The organism is Bacillus sp. JK74 (assembly GCF_053663395.1).
This window is the reverse complement of sequence record NZ_JBSJQB010000002.1, coordinates 366,064-379,299: the sequence shown is the minus strand read 5'-3', so window position 1 is coordinate 379,299 and position 13,236 is coordinate 366,064. Positions and strand designations below refer to the sequence as shown.

Genomic DNA, 13,236 nt, shown 5'->3' with positions numbered 1-13,236 from the left:
ATGACACAATTAAAAAAGACAAGCGTACGGAAAGAGCTGCGGACTGAGCAGCCGTCCATTTACTCTTTTGAATTAGATGAAATCAAACAATGGCTGACCGAGAATGGCGAAAAGCCGTTCCGCGCAGCACAGATTTTTGAATGGCTCTATGAAAAGCGGGTTTCTTCATTTGATGAAATGACAAACCTCTCAAAAAGCCTGCGTGAAAAACTCGAGAGCAATTTTGTGCTGACAACGCTGAAAACGGCTGTAAAACAGACATCTCAAGACGGCACGATGAAATTTTTATTTGAGCTTCATGACGGTTATACGATTGAAACGGTTTTAATGAGACACGAGTATGGTAATTCTGTATGTGTAACGACACAGGTCGGCTGCCGGATCGGCTGCACATTTTGCGCGTCAACACTCGGCGGACTGAAACGGAATCTTGAAGCGGGAGAAATCGTCGCTCAAGTCGTGAAAGTGCAAAAGGCGCTTGATGAAACGGATGAACGCGTCAGCTCAGTCGTCATCATGGGAATCGGAGAGCCGTTTGATAATTTCAATGAAATGCTCGCTTTCTTAAAAATCATTAACCACGATAAAGGGCTGAACATCGGAGCGCGTCATATCACAGTTTCCACCAGCGGAATCATTCCGAAGATTTACGATTTCGCCGATCAAAAAATGCAGATCAATTTCGCAATTTCTCTGCATGCTCCGAATACGGAAATCAGAAGCCGTCTGATGCCGATTAACAAAGCCTATAAGCTTCCTGACCTTATGGAGGCCGTCAAATATTACATCGAGAAAACAGGCAGACGGATCAGCTTTGAATACGGGCTGTTCGGCGGCGTAAATGATCAGGTCGAACATGCAGAAGAGCTTGCAGAACTGTTAAAAGACGTGAAATGCCATGTCAATTTAATTCCGGTAAACTATGTACCTGAACGGGATTACGTCCGCACACCGAGAGATCAGATTTTTGCATTCGAAAAAACGTTAAAATCCCGCGGTGTAAATGTCACGATCAGAAGAGAGCAAGGCCATGACATTGACGCGGCCTGCGGTCAGCTTCGCGCGAAGGAGCGTCAAGACGAGACGAGGTGAAGAGGTTGATTACAGCCTTGAAAACAGATACAGGTAAAGTCCGCCGGCATAATGAAGATGCGGCGGGCATTTTCACAAAAGAAGACGCGGTGCTTGCGGTTGTCGCCGACGGCATGGGCGGTCATCTTGCCGGAGATGTAGCGAGCAGGATGGCGGTTGCGGCGATGGAAGAGCAGTGGAACCGGACCGAAACGGTTCCTTCTCTGCCGTCTGCTTGCGAGGATTGGCTGAAAGACCGGATTCATGAGGCGAATGTCAAAGTACATGACCACGCTAAAGCGAATGAAGAATGCCGGGGAATGGGCACCACCATTGTTTGCGCCTTATTCACGGGGAAGTTTGTCACTGTGGCTCATATCGGAGACAGCCGGTGCTACCTGCTTCAAGAGGGGGAATTCACTCAGCTGACTGAGGACCATTCGCTTGTGAATGAGCTGGTCAAGACGGGGGAAATTTCGAAAGAGGACGCCGAGCACCATCCGCGGAAAAATGTATTGACGAGAGCGCTGGGGACAGATGAAACCATCAGCCCCGACGCCCGTTCTTTTGAGCTGTCTGACGGCGATCAGCTGCTTTTATGCTCTGACGGACTGTCAAATAAAATAGAAGATCACGAGATCAAACAAATGCTTCAAGCCGGATCTGATCCTCAGGAAAAAGTAGACCTTCTCATCAGCAAAGCGAATCAAAACGGCGGCGAAGATAACATCACGGCTGTGTTGATTGAGTTTTCCGCAGATGAAAAAGAGGGTGAAGACAAGTGCTAACCGGCAAGCGGATCAGCGGGCGTTATCATATCCTCCGGCCCATTGGCGGCGGCGGAATGGCAAACGTTTTTTTAGCTGAGGACATCATTCTCGAACGTGAAGTCGCAATTAAAATTCTGCGGTTTGACTTTGTGAATGACATTGATTTTATCAGGCGTTTCAGAAGAGAAGCACAGTCGGCATCAAGCCTCGATCATCCGAATATCGTCAGTATTTACGATATCGGGGAGGAAGGCGATATTTATTACATTGTCATGGAATATGTGGAAGGCATGACATTAAAGGAATACATAACCGCACACGGACCGCTCCATCCGAAAGAAGCGCTGTCCATTATGGAGCAGATCGTCTCGGCCATCGCCCATGCCCATCAAAACCATATCGTGCACCGGGATATTAAACCGCACAATATATTGATAGATCATTTAGGGCATATCAAGGTGACGGATTTCGGCATCGCCACAGCGCTTACGTCTACGACAATCACACATACGAATTCTGTGCTGGGCTCGGTTCATTATTTGTCTCCGGAGCAGGCGAGAGGCGGTCTGGCAACGAAAAAATCAGATATTTACGCGCTCGGCATCGTGCTGTTTGAGCTTTTAACAGGCAAAATCCCTTTTGACGGAGAATCAGCCGTCAGCATAGCGCTAAAGCACCTGCAAACAGAAACGCCTTCCGCCAGAAAGTGGAACCCTTCCATTCCGCAGAGCGTTGAAAACATTATTTTAAAGGCAACCGCCAAAGACCCGTTTCACCGCTATGAAAGCGCCGAAGACATGGAGGCGGACATCAGAACGGCTTTTGACGCCGGCAGGCTGAATGAACAAAAATTTACCGTGCAGGATGATGAGGAAATGACAAAAGCCATTCCCGTTATTACTGACGGCGCAAAAGCCGCTCCTCAGGCGGAAACGCCGGGGGAGACGGATGATAAGGAACAGCAGCCAGCCAAAAAGAAAAAACGGAAATGGCCGTGGGTTTTGCTGGCCGTCTGTTTCATTTTCATTATGGCGGCTGTTCTTGCGGTCACCGTGTTCCCGTCTTTATTTATGCCTAAAGATGTAAGCGTCCCCGACGTACGGGGCATGAAGTACGAAAAAGCGGAAGCCCTGCTTGAAAAGAACGGGCTCCGGGCTGATCCTGATATAACGGACATTGAAGATGAAAAAATAGAAGAGGAATTAATGGTCAAAACGGACCCAAAAGCGGGGTCTACCGTTAAAGAAGGCTCTTCTGTAAAACTGTACAAAAGCATCGGAAAACCGAAAACCCAGCTGATCGACGTGAAAGGACGGCAGATCGGCGACGCAAAAAAAGCGCTGAAGGAAAAAGGCTTCAAACATGTCAATGTCAAAGAAGAAAACGATGACAGCGAGGCCGGCACCGTAATTGATCAGGACCCGTCAGCCGGCACCGATATGGTCGCAAGCGACGATGAAGTCAATCTAACGGTCAGCCTCGGCCCGGCGGACGTTACGCTGAGGGACTTAAAGACTTACAGCAAAGAAGCGGCTTCAGGGTATCTTGAAGATAACGGCCTGCAGCTTGTTGAAAAACAAGCCCATTCAGATGACGTGCCGGAAGGACAAGTCATGAAACAAGAGCCGTCAGCCGGCACTGCGGTTAAGCCGGGAAGTAATGTTGAAGTGACGTTCTCGCTCGGACCTGAAGAAAAACCGGCGAAAACGGTAAAAGAAAAAATCAGCATTCCTTACGAACCTGAACATGAAGGGGACGAGCTTGAAGTGCAAATCGCCATCGATGATAAGGACCACAGCATCTCTGATACGTATGACTCATTTAAAATAAAAGAGCCGACTGAAAAAACAATTGAACTGAAGATTGATCAGGGACAGAAGGGGTATTATCAAGTGATGGTCGATCATAAAGTCGTCAGCTACAAAACGATTGAATACCCGAAAGATAATGACTGACAAGGAGGGACCCTATGCCTGAGGGCAAAATTATAAAAGCGTTAAGCGGATTCTATTATGTCTTGGATGAATCACAGGACAAGATCATTCAATGCAGGGGCCGGGGCATTTTCAGAAAAAATAAAGTAACGCCCCTGGTCGGCGATTATGCCGTTTATCAGGCTGAAAATGATAAAGAAGGCTACCTGCTGGAAATCAAAGAACGAACAAACGAGCTGATCAGGCCGCCGATTTCAAATGTCGATCAGGCCGTTCTCGTCTTTTCTGCCGTTCAGCCGGCGTTCAGCACGTCTTTATTGGACCGTTTTCTCGTCCTTGTGGAAGCCAACGGCATTCACCCGATCATCTGCATAACCAAAATGGACTTAGCTGCAGACGGGGAATCGAAAGAGGCGATACTTTCTTACGTGAAAGACTATCAGGCGATCGGTTATGACGTATATGTGACGTCATCAAAAGAAAACAGCGGTTTAACAGGCATTGTGAAACACTTCGAGGACAAAACGACGGTGTTTGCCGGTCAGTCCGGAGTCGGAAAATCTTCGCTTTTAAATGCGATCAGCCCGGAGCTTGAGCTGAAAACAAACGAGATTTCCGCGCATTTGGGACGCGGAAAACATACGACGCGCCATGTGGAGCTCATTCATACATCAGGCGGTCTGGTTGCGGATACTCCGGGGTTCAGTTCGCTTGAATTTACCGGCATTGAGGAAGAAGAGCTGGGCAGCACGTTCCCTGAGATCAGAGAAATAAGCGTCTCTTGCAAATTCAGAGGCTGTCTGCATCTTAAGGAGCCGAAATGCGCGGTAAAGCAAGCGGTGGAAGAAGGAGAGATTCAGCCGTACCGCTATGAGCATTACAAAGAATTTATGCAGGAAATAAAAGAGAGAAAGCCGAGGTATTAATATGATTAAGGTTGCGCCATCAATTCTTTCCGCCGATTTTGCTTCACTGGGCGAGGAAATTAAAGACGTGGAAAAAGGAGGGGCAGACTATATCCATATTGATGTCATGGATGGCCATTTCGTCCCTAACATTACAATCGGGCCGCTTATCGTTGAAGCCGTCCGTCCGGTGACTGATCTGCCGCTGGATGTCCATCTTATGATTGAAAACCCGGACCGCTACATCCCGGCATTCGCAAAAGCCGGTGCGGACATCCTTTCCGTTCATGCTGAAGCGTGTCCGCATCTTCACCGGACCATTCAATTGATAAAAGAGCAGGGGGTAAAAGCGGGAGTTGTGCTTAATCCGCATACGCCCGTCCAAATGATTGAACATGTGATCGAGGAGCTTGACCTTGTGCTGTTAATGACGGTTAACCCCGGTTTTGGCGGACAGCGCTTCATTCATTCGGTTCTGCCGAAAATCCGTCAGGTCAAACAGCTGGCTGAGGAGAAAGGCCTGTCTGAGCTTTTAATCGAGGTGGACGGAGGCGTTAATAAAGAAACAGCCCCTTTATGCGCTGAAGCGGGCGCCAATCTGCTTGTTGCCGGGTCTGCCGTATATAATCAGCCGGATCGGAAAAAAGCCATCGCTGACATCCGAAACGCATCATAAACATGCTGAAAAAGAGCCCGGTGAAAGCCGCCGGCTCTTTTCGCGTCTAAGAGAGAGGATAGCATATGAAGACAATCAATATCGTTGCGGGCGGCCCGCGGGAGCTTATTCCCGATCTATCCGAATACACAGACGGAGATACGACGTGGGTCGGAGTTGATAAAGGGACGGTTGCTCTTTTGGAGGCCGGAATCATTCCGCAGGAAGCTTTCGGTGATTTTGACAGCATTACGGAAGAGGAGCTCATGCAGATTCAAAAAGCGGCGCCGGCCCTCCATGTGTATCAGGCGGAAAAAGATTATACCGATCTTGAACTCGCCCTTGACTGGGCTTTACAAAAAGAACCGGAAAACATTCGGGTATTCGGTGTGACGGGCGGAAGAGCCGATCACTTTTTAGGGAACATCCAGCTGCTGTATAAAGCCTTACATAAGAATACCGATGTCAAGCTGATCGACCGGCAGAATGACATTCAGATGTTCGGGCCCGGCCGTTATACAATTGAAGAAAAAGCGCGCAGACGCTATATTTCTTTCATTCCGTTTACGGAAGCGGCAGACGGCCTGACACTCGACGGTTTTAAATATCCCCTTGATAATTGTCATATTCCTCTGGGTTCCACACTATGTATTAGTAACGAACTCATTCATTCACGAGGTACTTTTTCGTTTGCAAAAGGCATATTAATAATGGTAAGGAGCGCGGATTAGAAAAGCGGCTTCTGCCATATGCGGAAAAAACCATGAATCCTAAAGTGATGAACGCAGCGGATACGGGACTTATAGGAGGGGACAAAATGAAATTTTATACCATTAAATTGCCGAAGTTTTTAGGAGGAATTGTCCGGGCGATGCTGGGCTCATTTAGAAAAGAGTAAGCCCAAGAAGCTGAAATTGCCCTCTTTGAACGCATAAAAAACGCCTGCCGCATAAAAGGGCAGGCGTTCATTTTTGCTTATACACGCTCAACTTTACCGGATTTTAAAGCCCGGGCAGATACATACACTTTTTTAGGTTTGCCGTCAACGAGGATGCGGACCTTTTGAAGGTTGGCGCCCCAAGTACGCTTAGAAGCGTTCATTGCGTGAGAACGGTTGTTTCCGGCTTTTGTTTTTTTACCTGTAATAAAACATTTACGTGCCATTTGTTTCCCTCCTAACTGCGCGAAACATCTTTTTAAACATAGTGTCTCAGATGCTTTCGTTATACAATACTTTAAATAATTTACCACAGCTAAAAACCGTTTGCAACTATTGTTTCCCTTACTTTCAAGAAAAATCACTTGACATGTAAAACCAATCACATTTCCGCGCTGAAGGCCGCTGTCTGTATCTTTTCTTTTCATAATGGGATACATATAGTAGAATAATGATAACTCTATGCATCTGAAGGAGGAACCTGTGTGTCCATTGAAATGAAGACAAAATACGGACAGATTGATATATCCAACGAAGTCATCGCAATGGTTGCCGGAGGCGCTGCCATTGACTGTTACGGAATAGTGGGGATGGCCTCAAAAAACCAGATTAAAGACGGTTTGTCTGAAATCCTCCGGAGAGAGAACTTCGCAAAAGGCGTACATGTCCGTCAGGAAGCCGAACAAATACATATCGACATGTACATTATTGTCAGCTACGGCACTAAAATATCCGAAGTAGCCCACAATGTTCAGACGAAGGTAAAATACACAGTAAATCAAACAATCGGACTTGCAGTTGATTCTGTAAATATTTATGTCCAAGGCGTACGAGTAACGAACCCGTAGTGAGGAGGATGAGTATTGTCTAGACGAAACTTAGATGGGAGAGCTTTTGCGGCAATGATTCTGGCGGGGGCTGAGACATTGTCTCAAAACGCATCCGCAGTGGATGCGCTGAACGTGTTTCCCGTGCCTGACGGCGATACCGGAACAAATATGAATTTATCGATGTCATCCGGTGCAAGAGAGGTAGAGCACATTGACTCACCCGACATCGGCAAAGTCGGCATCGCCCTGTCAAAAGGCCTGCTTATGGGAGCGAGAGGAAACTCAGGGGTGATCTTGTCCCAATTGTTCAGAGGTTTCACAAAGAGCATTGAAAACAAAAACCAAATAGATGCCCAAGAATTTGCCGCAGCACTCCAAGCGGGAGTGGATATGGCATATAAGGCGGTTATGAAACCGGTTGAAGGAACGATTTTAACCGTGGCCAAGGATGCGGCTAAAAAAGCGGTCGCCTCGGCCAAAGAAGAAACCGATATTATTTCGGTCATGGAGGCCGTTATTGAAGAAGCGGAAGCGTCGCTCAACCGCACGCCGGATCTGCTTCCTGTTTTAAAGGACGTCGGTGTCGTTGACAGCGGCGGAAAAGGTCTGCTTTGTGTATATGAAGGCTTTTTGGCTGCTTTAAAAGGAGAGGCCGTACCGAAAAAAGCGGTTCTTCCGGCACTCGATGATATGGTGAATGCCGAGCATCATAAAAGCGCGCAGAGCATGCTGAGTACAGAAGACATTGAATTCGGATTTTGTACGGAAGTGATGGTGAGGCTGGATCAAGATAAACGGACGTTCAAGGAAGAGGCGTTCAGAAACGAACTGAGCCGTTTCGGCGATTCATTGCTGGTCGTGGCTGATGATACGCTGGCGAAAGTTCATATTCATGCCGAAGAACCAGGGAACGTACTCAATCTCGCACAGCGTTACGGCGATTTGATTAAAATTAAAATTGAAAACATGAGGGAACAGCATACTTCAATCATCAGCCAAGAACATGATGAAAAAAAGCCGGCCGGCGTTATGAAAGAAGCCCGTAAGCCTTTTGGCATCGTGACTGTGGCAATGGGAGAGGGCATTTCTGAATTGTTTACGAGCATCGGCGCTTCACACGTAATCGAAGGCGGCCAGACAATGAATCCGAGCACGGAAGATATTGTTGAAGCCGTTCAGTCTGTCAATGCGGAGACGGTTTTCATTCTTCCGAACAATTCCAATATTGTGATGGCTGCCAATCAGGCGGCGAGCGTGGCTGAAGAAAATGTCATTGTCATTCCGGCAAAAACGGTCCCTCAAGGCATGACCGCCCTGCTTGCGTTTAACCCTGACCAGCCGGCTGATGTAAATGAAGCCAATATGCTTGAGGCCATCCGGAATGTGAAAAGCGGCCAGGTGACATATTCAGTCAGAGACACCCATATTGACGGCAAAGATATTAAAAAAGGTGATTTTATCGGCATTTTAAACAGTTCAATTATCGGCAGCGCCGAAGATCGGATAAGTGCGGCGAAATTGCTGCTGGATGAAATGATCGGGGAAGAAGATGAAATCGTCACCATCCTGTACGGAGAGGACGCGCCGGAAGAAGAAGCTGAGAAACTCGCTGAGTATATTGCTAGCGTCTGTGAAGATATCGAGGTTGAAATCCATAACGGCAGACAGCCTCTGTATCCATATATATTTGCGGCAGAATAGAAGGGCTTATGAGGCCCTTCTATTCTTATGCCTTTATTTACCTGTGGCAGTGCGGCAGTGTGCCTGCTTGCCAATTGAGAAATGTTCAATTAGTCTAAAGAAAAGCGCTGAATGTAGTGATGTTAAGGAGGAGCAAACCAGCATGAAGTATAGAAGCGTTTTTGATATTATCGGCCCGGTCATGATCGGGCCGTCCAGTTCACATACCGCAGGCGCCGCCCGGATCGGCAGAGTGGCCAGAAGCTTATTCAGGCGGGAGCCCCGCCGGATCGTTGTGTCTTTTTACGGATCATTTGCAGAAACGTATAAGGGTCACGGCACTGATGTCGCGATTATCGGCGGCCTGCTTGATTTTGATACATTTGATGAACGGATTAAAACAGCGATTCAAATTGCGGAAGAGAAGGGCATATACGTAGAGTTCCGTACAGAGGATGCCGTGCCCGTTCATCCGAATACGGCGCGTATCGTCATTTCTGATGATGAGGGAGAGCTTGCCCTTACCGGTATTTCCATCGGCGGCGGAAAAATAGAAATCACGGAGCTCAACGGCTTTGAGCTGCGACTTTCCGGAAACCACCCGGCTATTTTAGTCGTTCATAATGATAAATTCGGCACGATTGCAGGCGTTGCCAATGTGCTTGCGAAATTCTCCATCAACGTCGGGCATATGGAAGTGGCGCGTAAGGACGTCGGCCAGCTTGCGCTGATGACGATTGAGGTCGATCAGAATATTGAAGAAGAAGTGCTTGACGAACTTTCAACACTTCCTAATATTATACAGGTTACTAAGATAGCTGACTAAAAAGTCAGGAGGAAAATGACATGTTTCGTAATGTAAAAGAATTAATAGAAATCACTCAAGAAAAACAAATTCCGATTTCGGAAGTGATGATCACCCAAGAGATGGAAGTGACGCAAAAAACACGGGAAGAAATCTTTCAAGGAATGGAGCGCAATCTCTCCGTCATGGAAGCAGCTGTTGAAAAAGGGCTGAAGGGCGTCACGAGTCAGACCGGTTTAACAGGCGGAGATGCCGTGAAACTTCAGGCATACATCCAATCGGGAAGAAGCCTGTCGGGCAATCTGATTTTAGACGCCGTTTCTAAAGCTGTGGCGACAAATGAAGTCAATGCGGCGATGGGAACGATCTGCGCTACACCGACCGCCGGCTCTGCCGGAGTTGTGCCGGGAACGTTATTCGCCGTAAAGCATAAGCTGAACCCTACGACAGAACAAATGATCCGTTTTCTGTTTACAGCCGGCGCGTTCGGTTTTGTCGTAGCAAATAATGCGAGTATTTCAGGAGCGGCAGGAGGCTGTCAGGCGGAAGTCGGGTCAGCATCAGGCATGGCAGCGGCTGCGATTGTGGAAATGGCGGGCGGAACGCCTCAGCAATCAGCGGAAGCAATGGCGATTACACTGAAAAATATGCTCGGTCTCGTATGTGACCCGGTCGCCGGATTGGTAGAAGTGCCGTGTGTCAAACGAAACGCAATGGGAGCATCCAACGCGATGATCGCGGCGGATATGGCGCTGGCCGGGATTACAAGCCGCATTCCTTGCGATGAGGTGATTGACGCGATGTACAAAATCGGCCAGACAATGCCGACAGCACTGCGTGAAACGGGACAAGGCGGTTTAGCCGCGACACCGACGGGAAGAGAATTAGAGAAAAAAATTTTCGGAGGAGCGCTGAAATCAAGTGACACACCATCAGCAAACTAGTATAGCGGAAATTAAGGGCATTGGGCCGGAAACAGAAAAAACATTGCACGAACTTGGTATCTATGACATTTCTGATCTTCTGAATTATTTCCCTTACCGTTATGACGACTATGAGCTGAGGGATTTAGAAGAAGTAAAACATGAAGAAAGAGTGACGGTAGAAGGGAAGGTTCATTCAGAACCTTCTCTTACCTATTACGGCAAAAAACGAAACAGGCTGACATTCAGGGTGCTTGTCGGCAATTATTTAATTACCGCGGTCTGCTTTAACCGTCCCTACTTAAAAAAGAAACTGACGTTAGGTTCTGTCGTCACGATATCCGGGAAATGGGATAAACACAGACAGACCGTTTCCGTGCAGGAATTAAAAAACGGTCCTCATCAAGAAGATAAAAGCATTGAGCCTGTTTATTCCGTTAAAGAAAACGTCACCGTAAAAATGATGAGACGGTTTATTAAGGAAGCGCTGCAGCATCATTTGGACAGTGCGGCCGATCCGCTTCCTGAAAAATTGAGAATCCGCTATAAGCTGCCTGATTACAAACATGCCCTGCAGACGATGCATCAGCCTGAAACGAGGGAATCGTTACAGCAGGCAAGACGCCGGTTTGTTTACGAGGAATTCTTATTATTTCAGCTGAAAATGCAGGCGTTCCGTAAAGCGGAAAGGGAACAGTCAAAAGGCATCAGCCATGTGTTTCCTGCTGAAAAGCTCGCCGCTTTCACAGACAGCCTGCCGTTTTCGCTCACGACCGCACAGACGCGCGTGCTTCGGGAAATTACCGCTGATATGACATCCCCTTACCGAATGAACCGTCTGCTGCAAGGTGATGTCGGTTCAGGGAAAACAGCCGTCGCCGCCATCGCTTTGTACGCTGCGATTCTGTCGGGGTATCAGGGGGCATTAATGGTGCCGACTGAAATTCTGGCCGAACAGCATGCCGACTCTCTCGTGTCGTTGTTTGCAAATGAAGATGTAAATATCGCGCTTTTGACGAGTTCTGTAAAAGGAAAGCGGCGCAGGGAGCTTTTGGAGCGGCTTGCTCTCGGAGAGATTGATATTTTAGTAGGGACCCATGCTTTAATCCAGGATGAAGTGGAATTCAAAGCGCTGAGTCTTGTTATTACGGACGAGCAGCACCGGTTCGGGGTCGAACAGCGCAAAAAACTCAAGAATAAAGGTCAGGATCCGGATGTGCTGTTTATGACAGCCACCCCGATACCGAGAACGTTGGCCATTACCGTCTTCGGAGAAATGGATGTTTCCGTGATAGATGAAATGCCCGCGGGGCGAAAACAAATCGAAACGTATTGGGTGAAACACGACATGCTGGAGCGGATTTTGGCTTTTATAGAAAAAGAGCTGAAGCAGGGAAGGCAAGCCTATATTATCTGCCCGCTCATTGAAGAGTCGGATAAACTGGATGTACAGAATGCGATTGACGTATATAACATGCTGTCTGACGTATACCGGGGTAAATGGAATGTCGGCCTGATGCACGGGAAGCTCCATTCTGATGAAAAAGATCAGGTGATGAGAGAATTCAGCGCCAATCAATGTCAGGTACTTGTGTCAACAACCGTCGTAGAAGTCGGGGTGAACGTGCCGAATGCGACGATTATGGTCATCTATGACGCCGACCGTTTCGGATTATCTCAGCTCCATCAGCTCCGCGGCCGGGTCGGGCGGGGAGACCACCAATCTTTCTGCATCTTGATGGCCGATCCGAAATCCGAAACCGGGAAGGAACGGATGAGAATCATGTCAGAGACAAACGACGGCTTCGAGCTGTCTGAAAAGGACCTTGAACTGCGCGGCCCCGGTGATTTCTTCGGAAAAAAACAGAGCGGTATGCCCGAGTTCAAGGTAGCGGATATGGTTCATGACTACAGAGCTTTGGAAACGGCCCGCCAGGATGCGGCCAACCTGGTGTCTTCAGAGGCTTTTTGGAAAGATGACGAATACCGCATGCTGCGCGGTCAATTACTTTCAAGCGGCGTCCTAGAAGGGGAGAAATTAAGCTGATTCTGTAAAATTCGGCGGCTTTCAAAAAACAATCATTGCATTCCAATCTATGAGATTATATACTACTATTAGTACCTAGTCTTAATTGTCCGGATGGTGTTTACAGATGAGAAGAAGCAAGAAAGAACGCCAAAAATTATTGCAGCAGACGATCAAATCGACACCCTTCATCACAGATGAAGAATTAGCGGGGAAATTCGGCGTCAGCATTCAGACGATCCGTTTAGACCGCTTAGAGCTCTCAATACCGGAGCTGAGGGAAAGAATTAAAAACGTGGCAGAACAAACGCTTGATGATGAAGTGAAATCATTGTCTTTAGACGAAGTGATCGGTGAAATCATTGATCTGGAGCTTGACGGCCAGGCCATTTCCATATTAGAAGTAAGACGCGAACATGTCTTCAGCCGCAATCAAATTGCGCGGGGGCATCATTTGTTTGCGCAGGCGAACTCACTCGCCGTAGCCGTCATTGATGATGAGCTGGCGCTGACCGCAAGCGCAAATATCCGCTTTACAAGACAGGTGAAAGAAGGCGAGCGCGTCGTTGCGAAAGCCAAAGTGACGGCAGTCGAAAAAGAAAAAGGCAGAACGGTAGTTGAAGTCAACAGCTATGTGGGAGAAGAAGTCGTGTTCTCCGGCAGCTTTGACATGTACCGTTCAAAACAATCATAAAGGTGG

General features: G+C 47.8%; 14 protein-coding genes. 13 read left to right on the top strand and 1 reads right to left on the bottom strand.

Annotated elements, in window-relative coordinates; all coding sequences use genetic code 11:
• The 7 genes from rlmN (at window position 1) to spoVM (ending at window position 6,233) form a co-directional block, all read left to right on the top strand.
• Window positions 1-1,092, top strand: a complete 1,092-nt coding sequence (rlmN, locus tag ACWJJ5_RS06435; protein ID WP_003154339.1) for a 23S rRNA (adenine(2503)-C(2))-methyltransferase RlmN — start codon at window positions 1-3, stop codon at window positions 1,090-1,092.
• Between the two features lie 5 nt (window positions 1,093-1,097).
• Window positions 1,098-1,859 carry a Stp1/IreP family PP2C-type Ser/Thr phosphatase gene (locus ACWJJ5_RS06430; protein WP_070081809.1) on the top strand — a complete coding sequence of 254 codons (762 nt, stop codon included), beginning with the start codon at window positions 1,098-1,100 and terminating at the stop codon, window positions 1,857-1,859.
• On the top strand, window positions 1,853-3,796 hold the full coding sequence (gene pknB, locus ACWJJ5_RS06425) for a Stk1 family PASTA domain-containing Ser/Thr kinase (RefSeq protein ID WP_454022293.1): 1,944 nt from the start codon (window positions 1,853-1,855) through the stop codon (window positions 3,794-3,796). The genes ACWJJ5_RS06430 and pknB overlap by 7 nt, the downstream gene beginning before the upstream one ends.
• Window positions 3,797-3,810: 14 nt before the next feature.
• Window positions 3,811-4,701, top strand: coding sequence for a ribosome small subunit-dependent GTPase A (gene rsgA, locus ACWJJ5_RS06420; protein ID WP_317461459.1), 891 nt, complete (start codon window positions 3,811-3,813; stop codon window positions 4,699-4,701).
• A gap of 1 nt (window position 4,702) precedes the next feature.
• Entirely contained in the window at window positions 4,703-5,356 is a 654-nt protein-coding gene (gene rpe / locus ACWJJ5_RS06415) for a ribulose-phosphate 3-epimerase (RefSeq protein ID WP_003154331.1), read from the top strand.
• Window positions 5,357-5,421: 65 nt separating this feature from the next.
• Window positions 5,422-6,066, top strand: a complete 645-nt coding sequence (locus ACWJJ5_RS06410; RefSeq protein ID WP_094246948.1) for a thiamine diphosphokinase — start codon at window positions 5,422-5,424, stop codon at window positions 6,064-6,066.
• Window positions 6,067-6,152: 86 nt separating this feature from the next.
• Window positions 6,153-6,233, top strand: a complete 81-nt coding sequence (gene spoVM, locus ACWJJ5_RS06405; RefSeq protein WP_003154329.1) for a stage V sporulation protein SpoVM — start codon at window positions 6,153-6,155, stop codon at window positions 6,231-6,233.
• A gap of 77 nt (window positions 6,234-6,310) precedes the next feature.
• Here the strand turns inward: spoVM and rpmB are convergent, their stop codons facing one another.
• The gene (rpmB, locus tag ACWJJ5_RS06400) at window positions 6,311-6,499 is read right to left on the bottom strand and encodes a 50S ribosomal protein L28 (protein ID WP_003154328.1); all 189 of its coding nucleotides are present in this window, start codon (window positions 6,497-6,499) and stop codon (window positions 6,311-6,313) included.
• A 258-nt stretch (window positions 6,500-6,757) separates the two neighbouring features.
• On the opposite strand from rpmB, the gene ACWJJ5_RS06395 reads away from it, so the two are divergent.
• The 6 genes from ACWJJ5_RS06395 to fapR all read left to right on the top strand — a co-directional run bounded on the left by ACWJJ5_RS06395 (window position 6,758) and on the right by fapR (window position 13,230).
• Window positions 6,758-7,120 (top strand): Asp23/Gls24 family envelope stress response protein, encoded by a 363-nt coding sequence (locus tag ACWJJ5_RS06395; protein WP_003154327.1) that lies wholly within the window; start codon window positions 6,758-6,760, stop codon window positions 7,118-7,120.
• Window positions 7,121-7,135: 15 nt separating this feature from the next.
• Window positions 7,136-8,803, top strand: a complete 1,668-nt coding sequence (locus ACWJJ5_RS06390) for a DAK2 domain-containing protein (protein WP_003154326.1) — start codon at window positions 7,136-7,138, stop codon at window positions 8,801-8,803.
• Between the two features lie 142 nt (window positions 8,804-8,945).
• A complete protein-coding gene (sdaAB, locus tag ACWJJ5_RS06385; RefSeq protein ID WP_003154325.1) occupies window positions 8,946-9,608 on the top strand; it encodes an L-serine ammonia-lyase, iron-sulfur-dependent subunit beta in 663 nt (220 codons plus the stop codon).
• A 20-nt stretch (window positions 9,609-9,628) separates the two neighbouring features.
• Entirely contained in the window at window positions 9,629-10,531 is a 903-nt protein-coding gene (gene sdaAA / locus ACWJJ5_RS06380; protein ID WP_003154324.1) for an L-serine ammonia-lyase, iron-sulfur-dependent, subunit alpha, read from the top strand.
• The gene (gene recG, locus ACWJJ5_RS06375) at window positions 10,509-12,557 is read left to right on the top strand and encodes an ATP-dependent DNA helicase RecG (RefSeq protein ID WP_014417753.1); all 2,049 of its coding nucleotides are present in this window, start codon (window positions 10,509-10,511) and stop codon (window positions 12,555-12,557) included. The genes sdaAA and recG overlap by 23 nt, the downstream gene beginning before the upstream one ends.
• Window positions 12,558-12,663: 106 nt before the next feature.
• A complete protein-coding gene (fapR, locus tag ACWJJ5_RS06370; protein ID WP_003154320.1) occupies window positions 12,664-13,230 on the top strand; it encodes a transcription factor FapR in 567 nt (188 codons plus the stop codon).
• Window positions 13,231-13,236 lie beyond the last annotated feature (6 nt).

Bases quoted from the DNA above. Each gene is read 5' to 3' on its own strand.
- rlmN (WP_003154339.1), top strand. From the start codon at position 1: ATGACACAATTAAAAAAGACAAGCGTACGGAAAGAGCTGCGGACTGAG.
- rsgA (WP_317461459.1), top strand. From the start codon at position 3,811: ATGCCTGAGGGCAAAATTATAAAAGCGTTAAGCGGATTCTATTATGTC.
- rpe (WP_003154331.1), top strand. From the start codon at position 4,703: ATGATTAAGGTTGCGCCATCAATTCTTTCCGCCGATTTTGCTTCACTG.
- ACWJJ5_RS06410 (WP_094246948.1), top strand. From the start codon at position 5,422: ATGAAGACAATCAATATCGTTGCGGGCGGCCCGCGGGAGCTTATTCCC.
- spoVM (WP_003154329.1), top strand. From the start codon at position 6,153: ATGAAATTTTATACCATTAAATTGCCGAAGTTTTTAGGAGGAATTGTC.
- rpmB (WP_003154328.1), bottom strand. From the start codon at position 6,499: ATGGCACGTAAATGTTTTATTACAGGTAAAAAAACAAAAGCCGGAAAC.
- sdaAB (WP_003154325.1), top strand. From the start codon at position 8,946: ATGAAGTATAGAAGCGTTTTTGATATTATCGGCCCGGTCATGATCGGG.
- sdaAA (WP_003154324.1), top strand. From the start codon at position 9,629: ATGTTTCGTAATGTAAAAGAATTAATAGAAATCACTCAAGAAAAACAA.
- fapR (WP_003154320.1), top strand. From the start codon at position 12,664: ATGAGAAGAAGCAAGAAAGAACGCCAAAAATTATTGCAGCAGACGATC.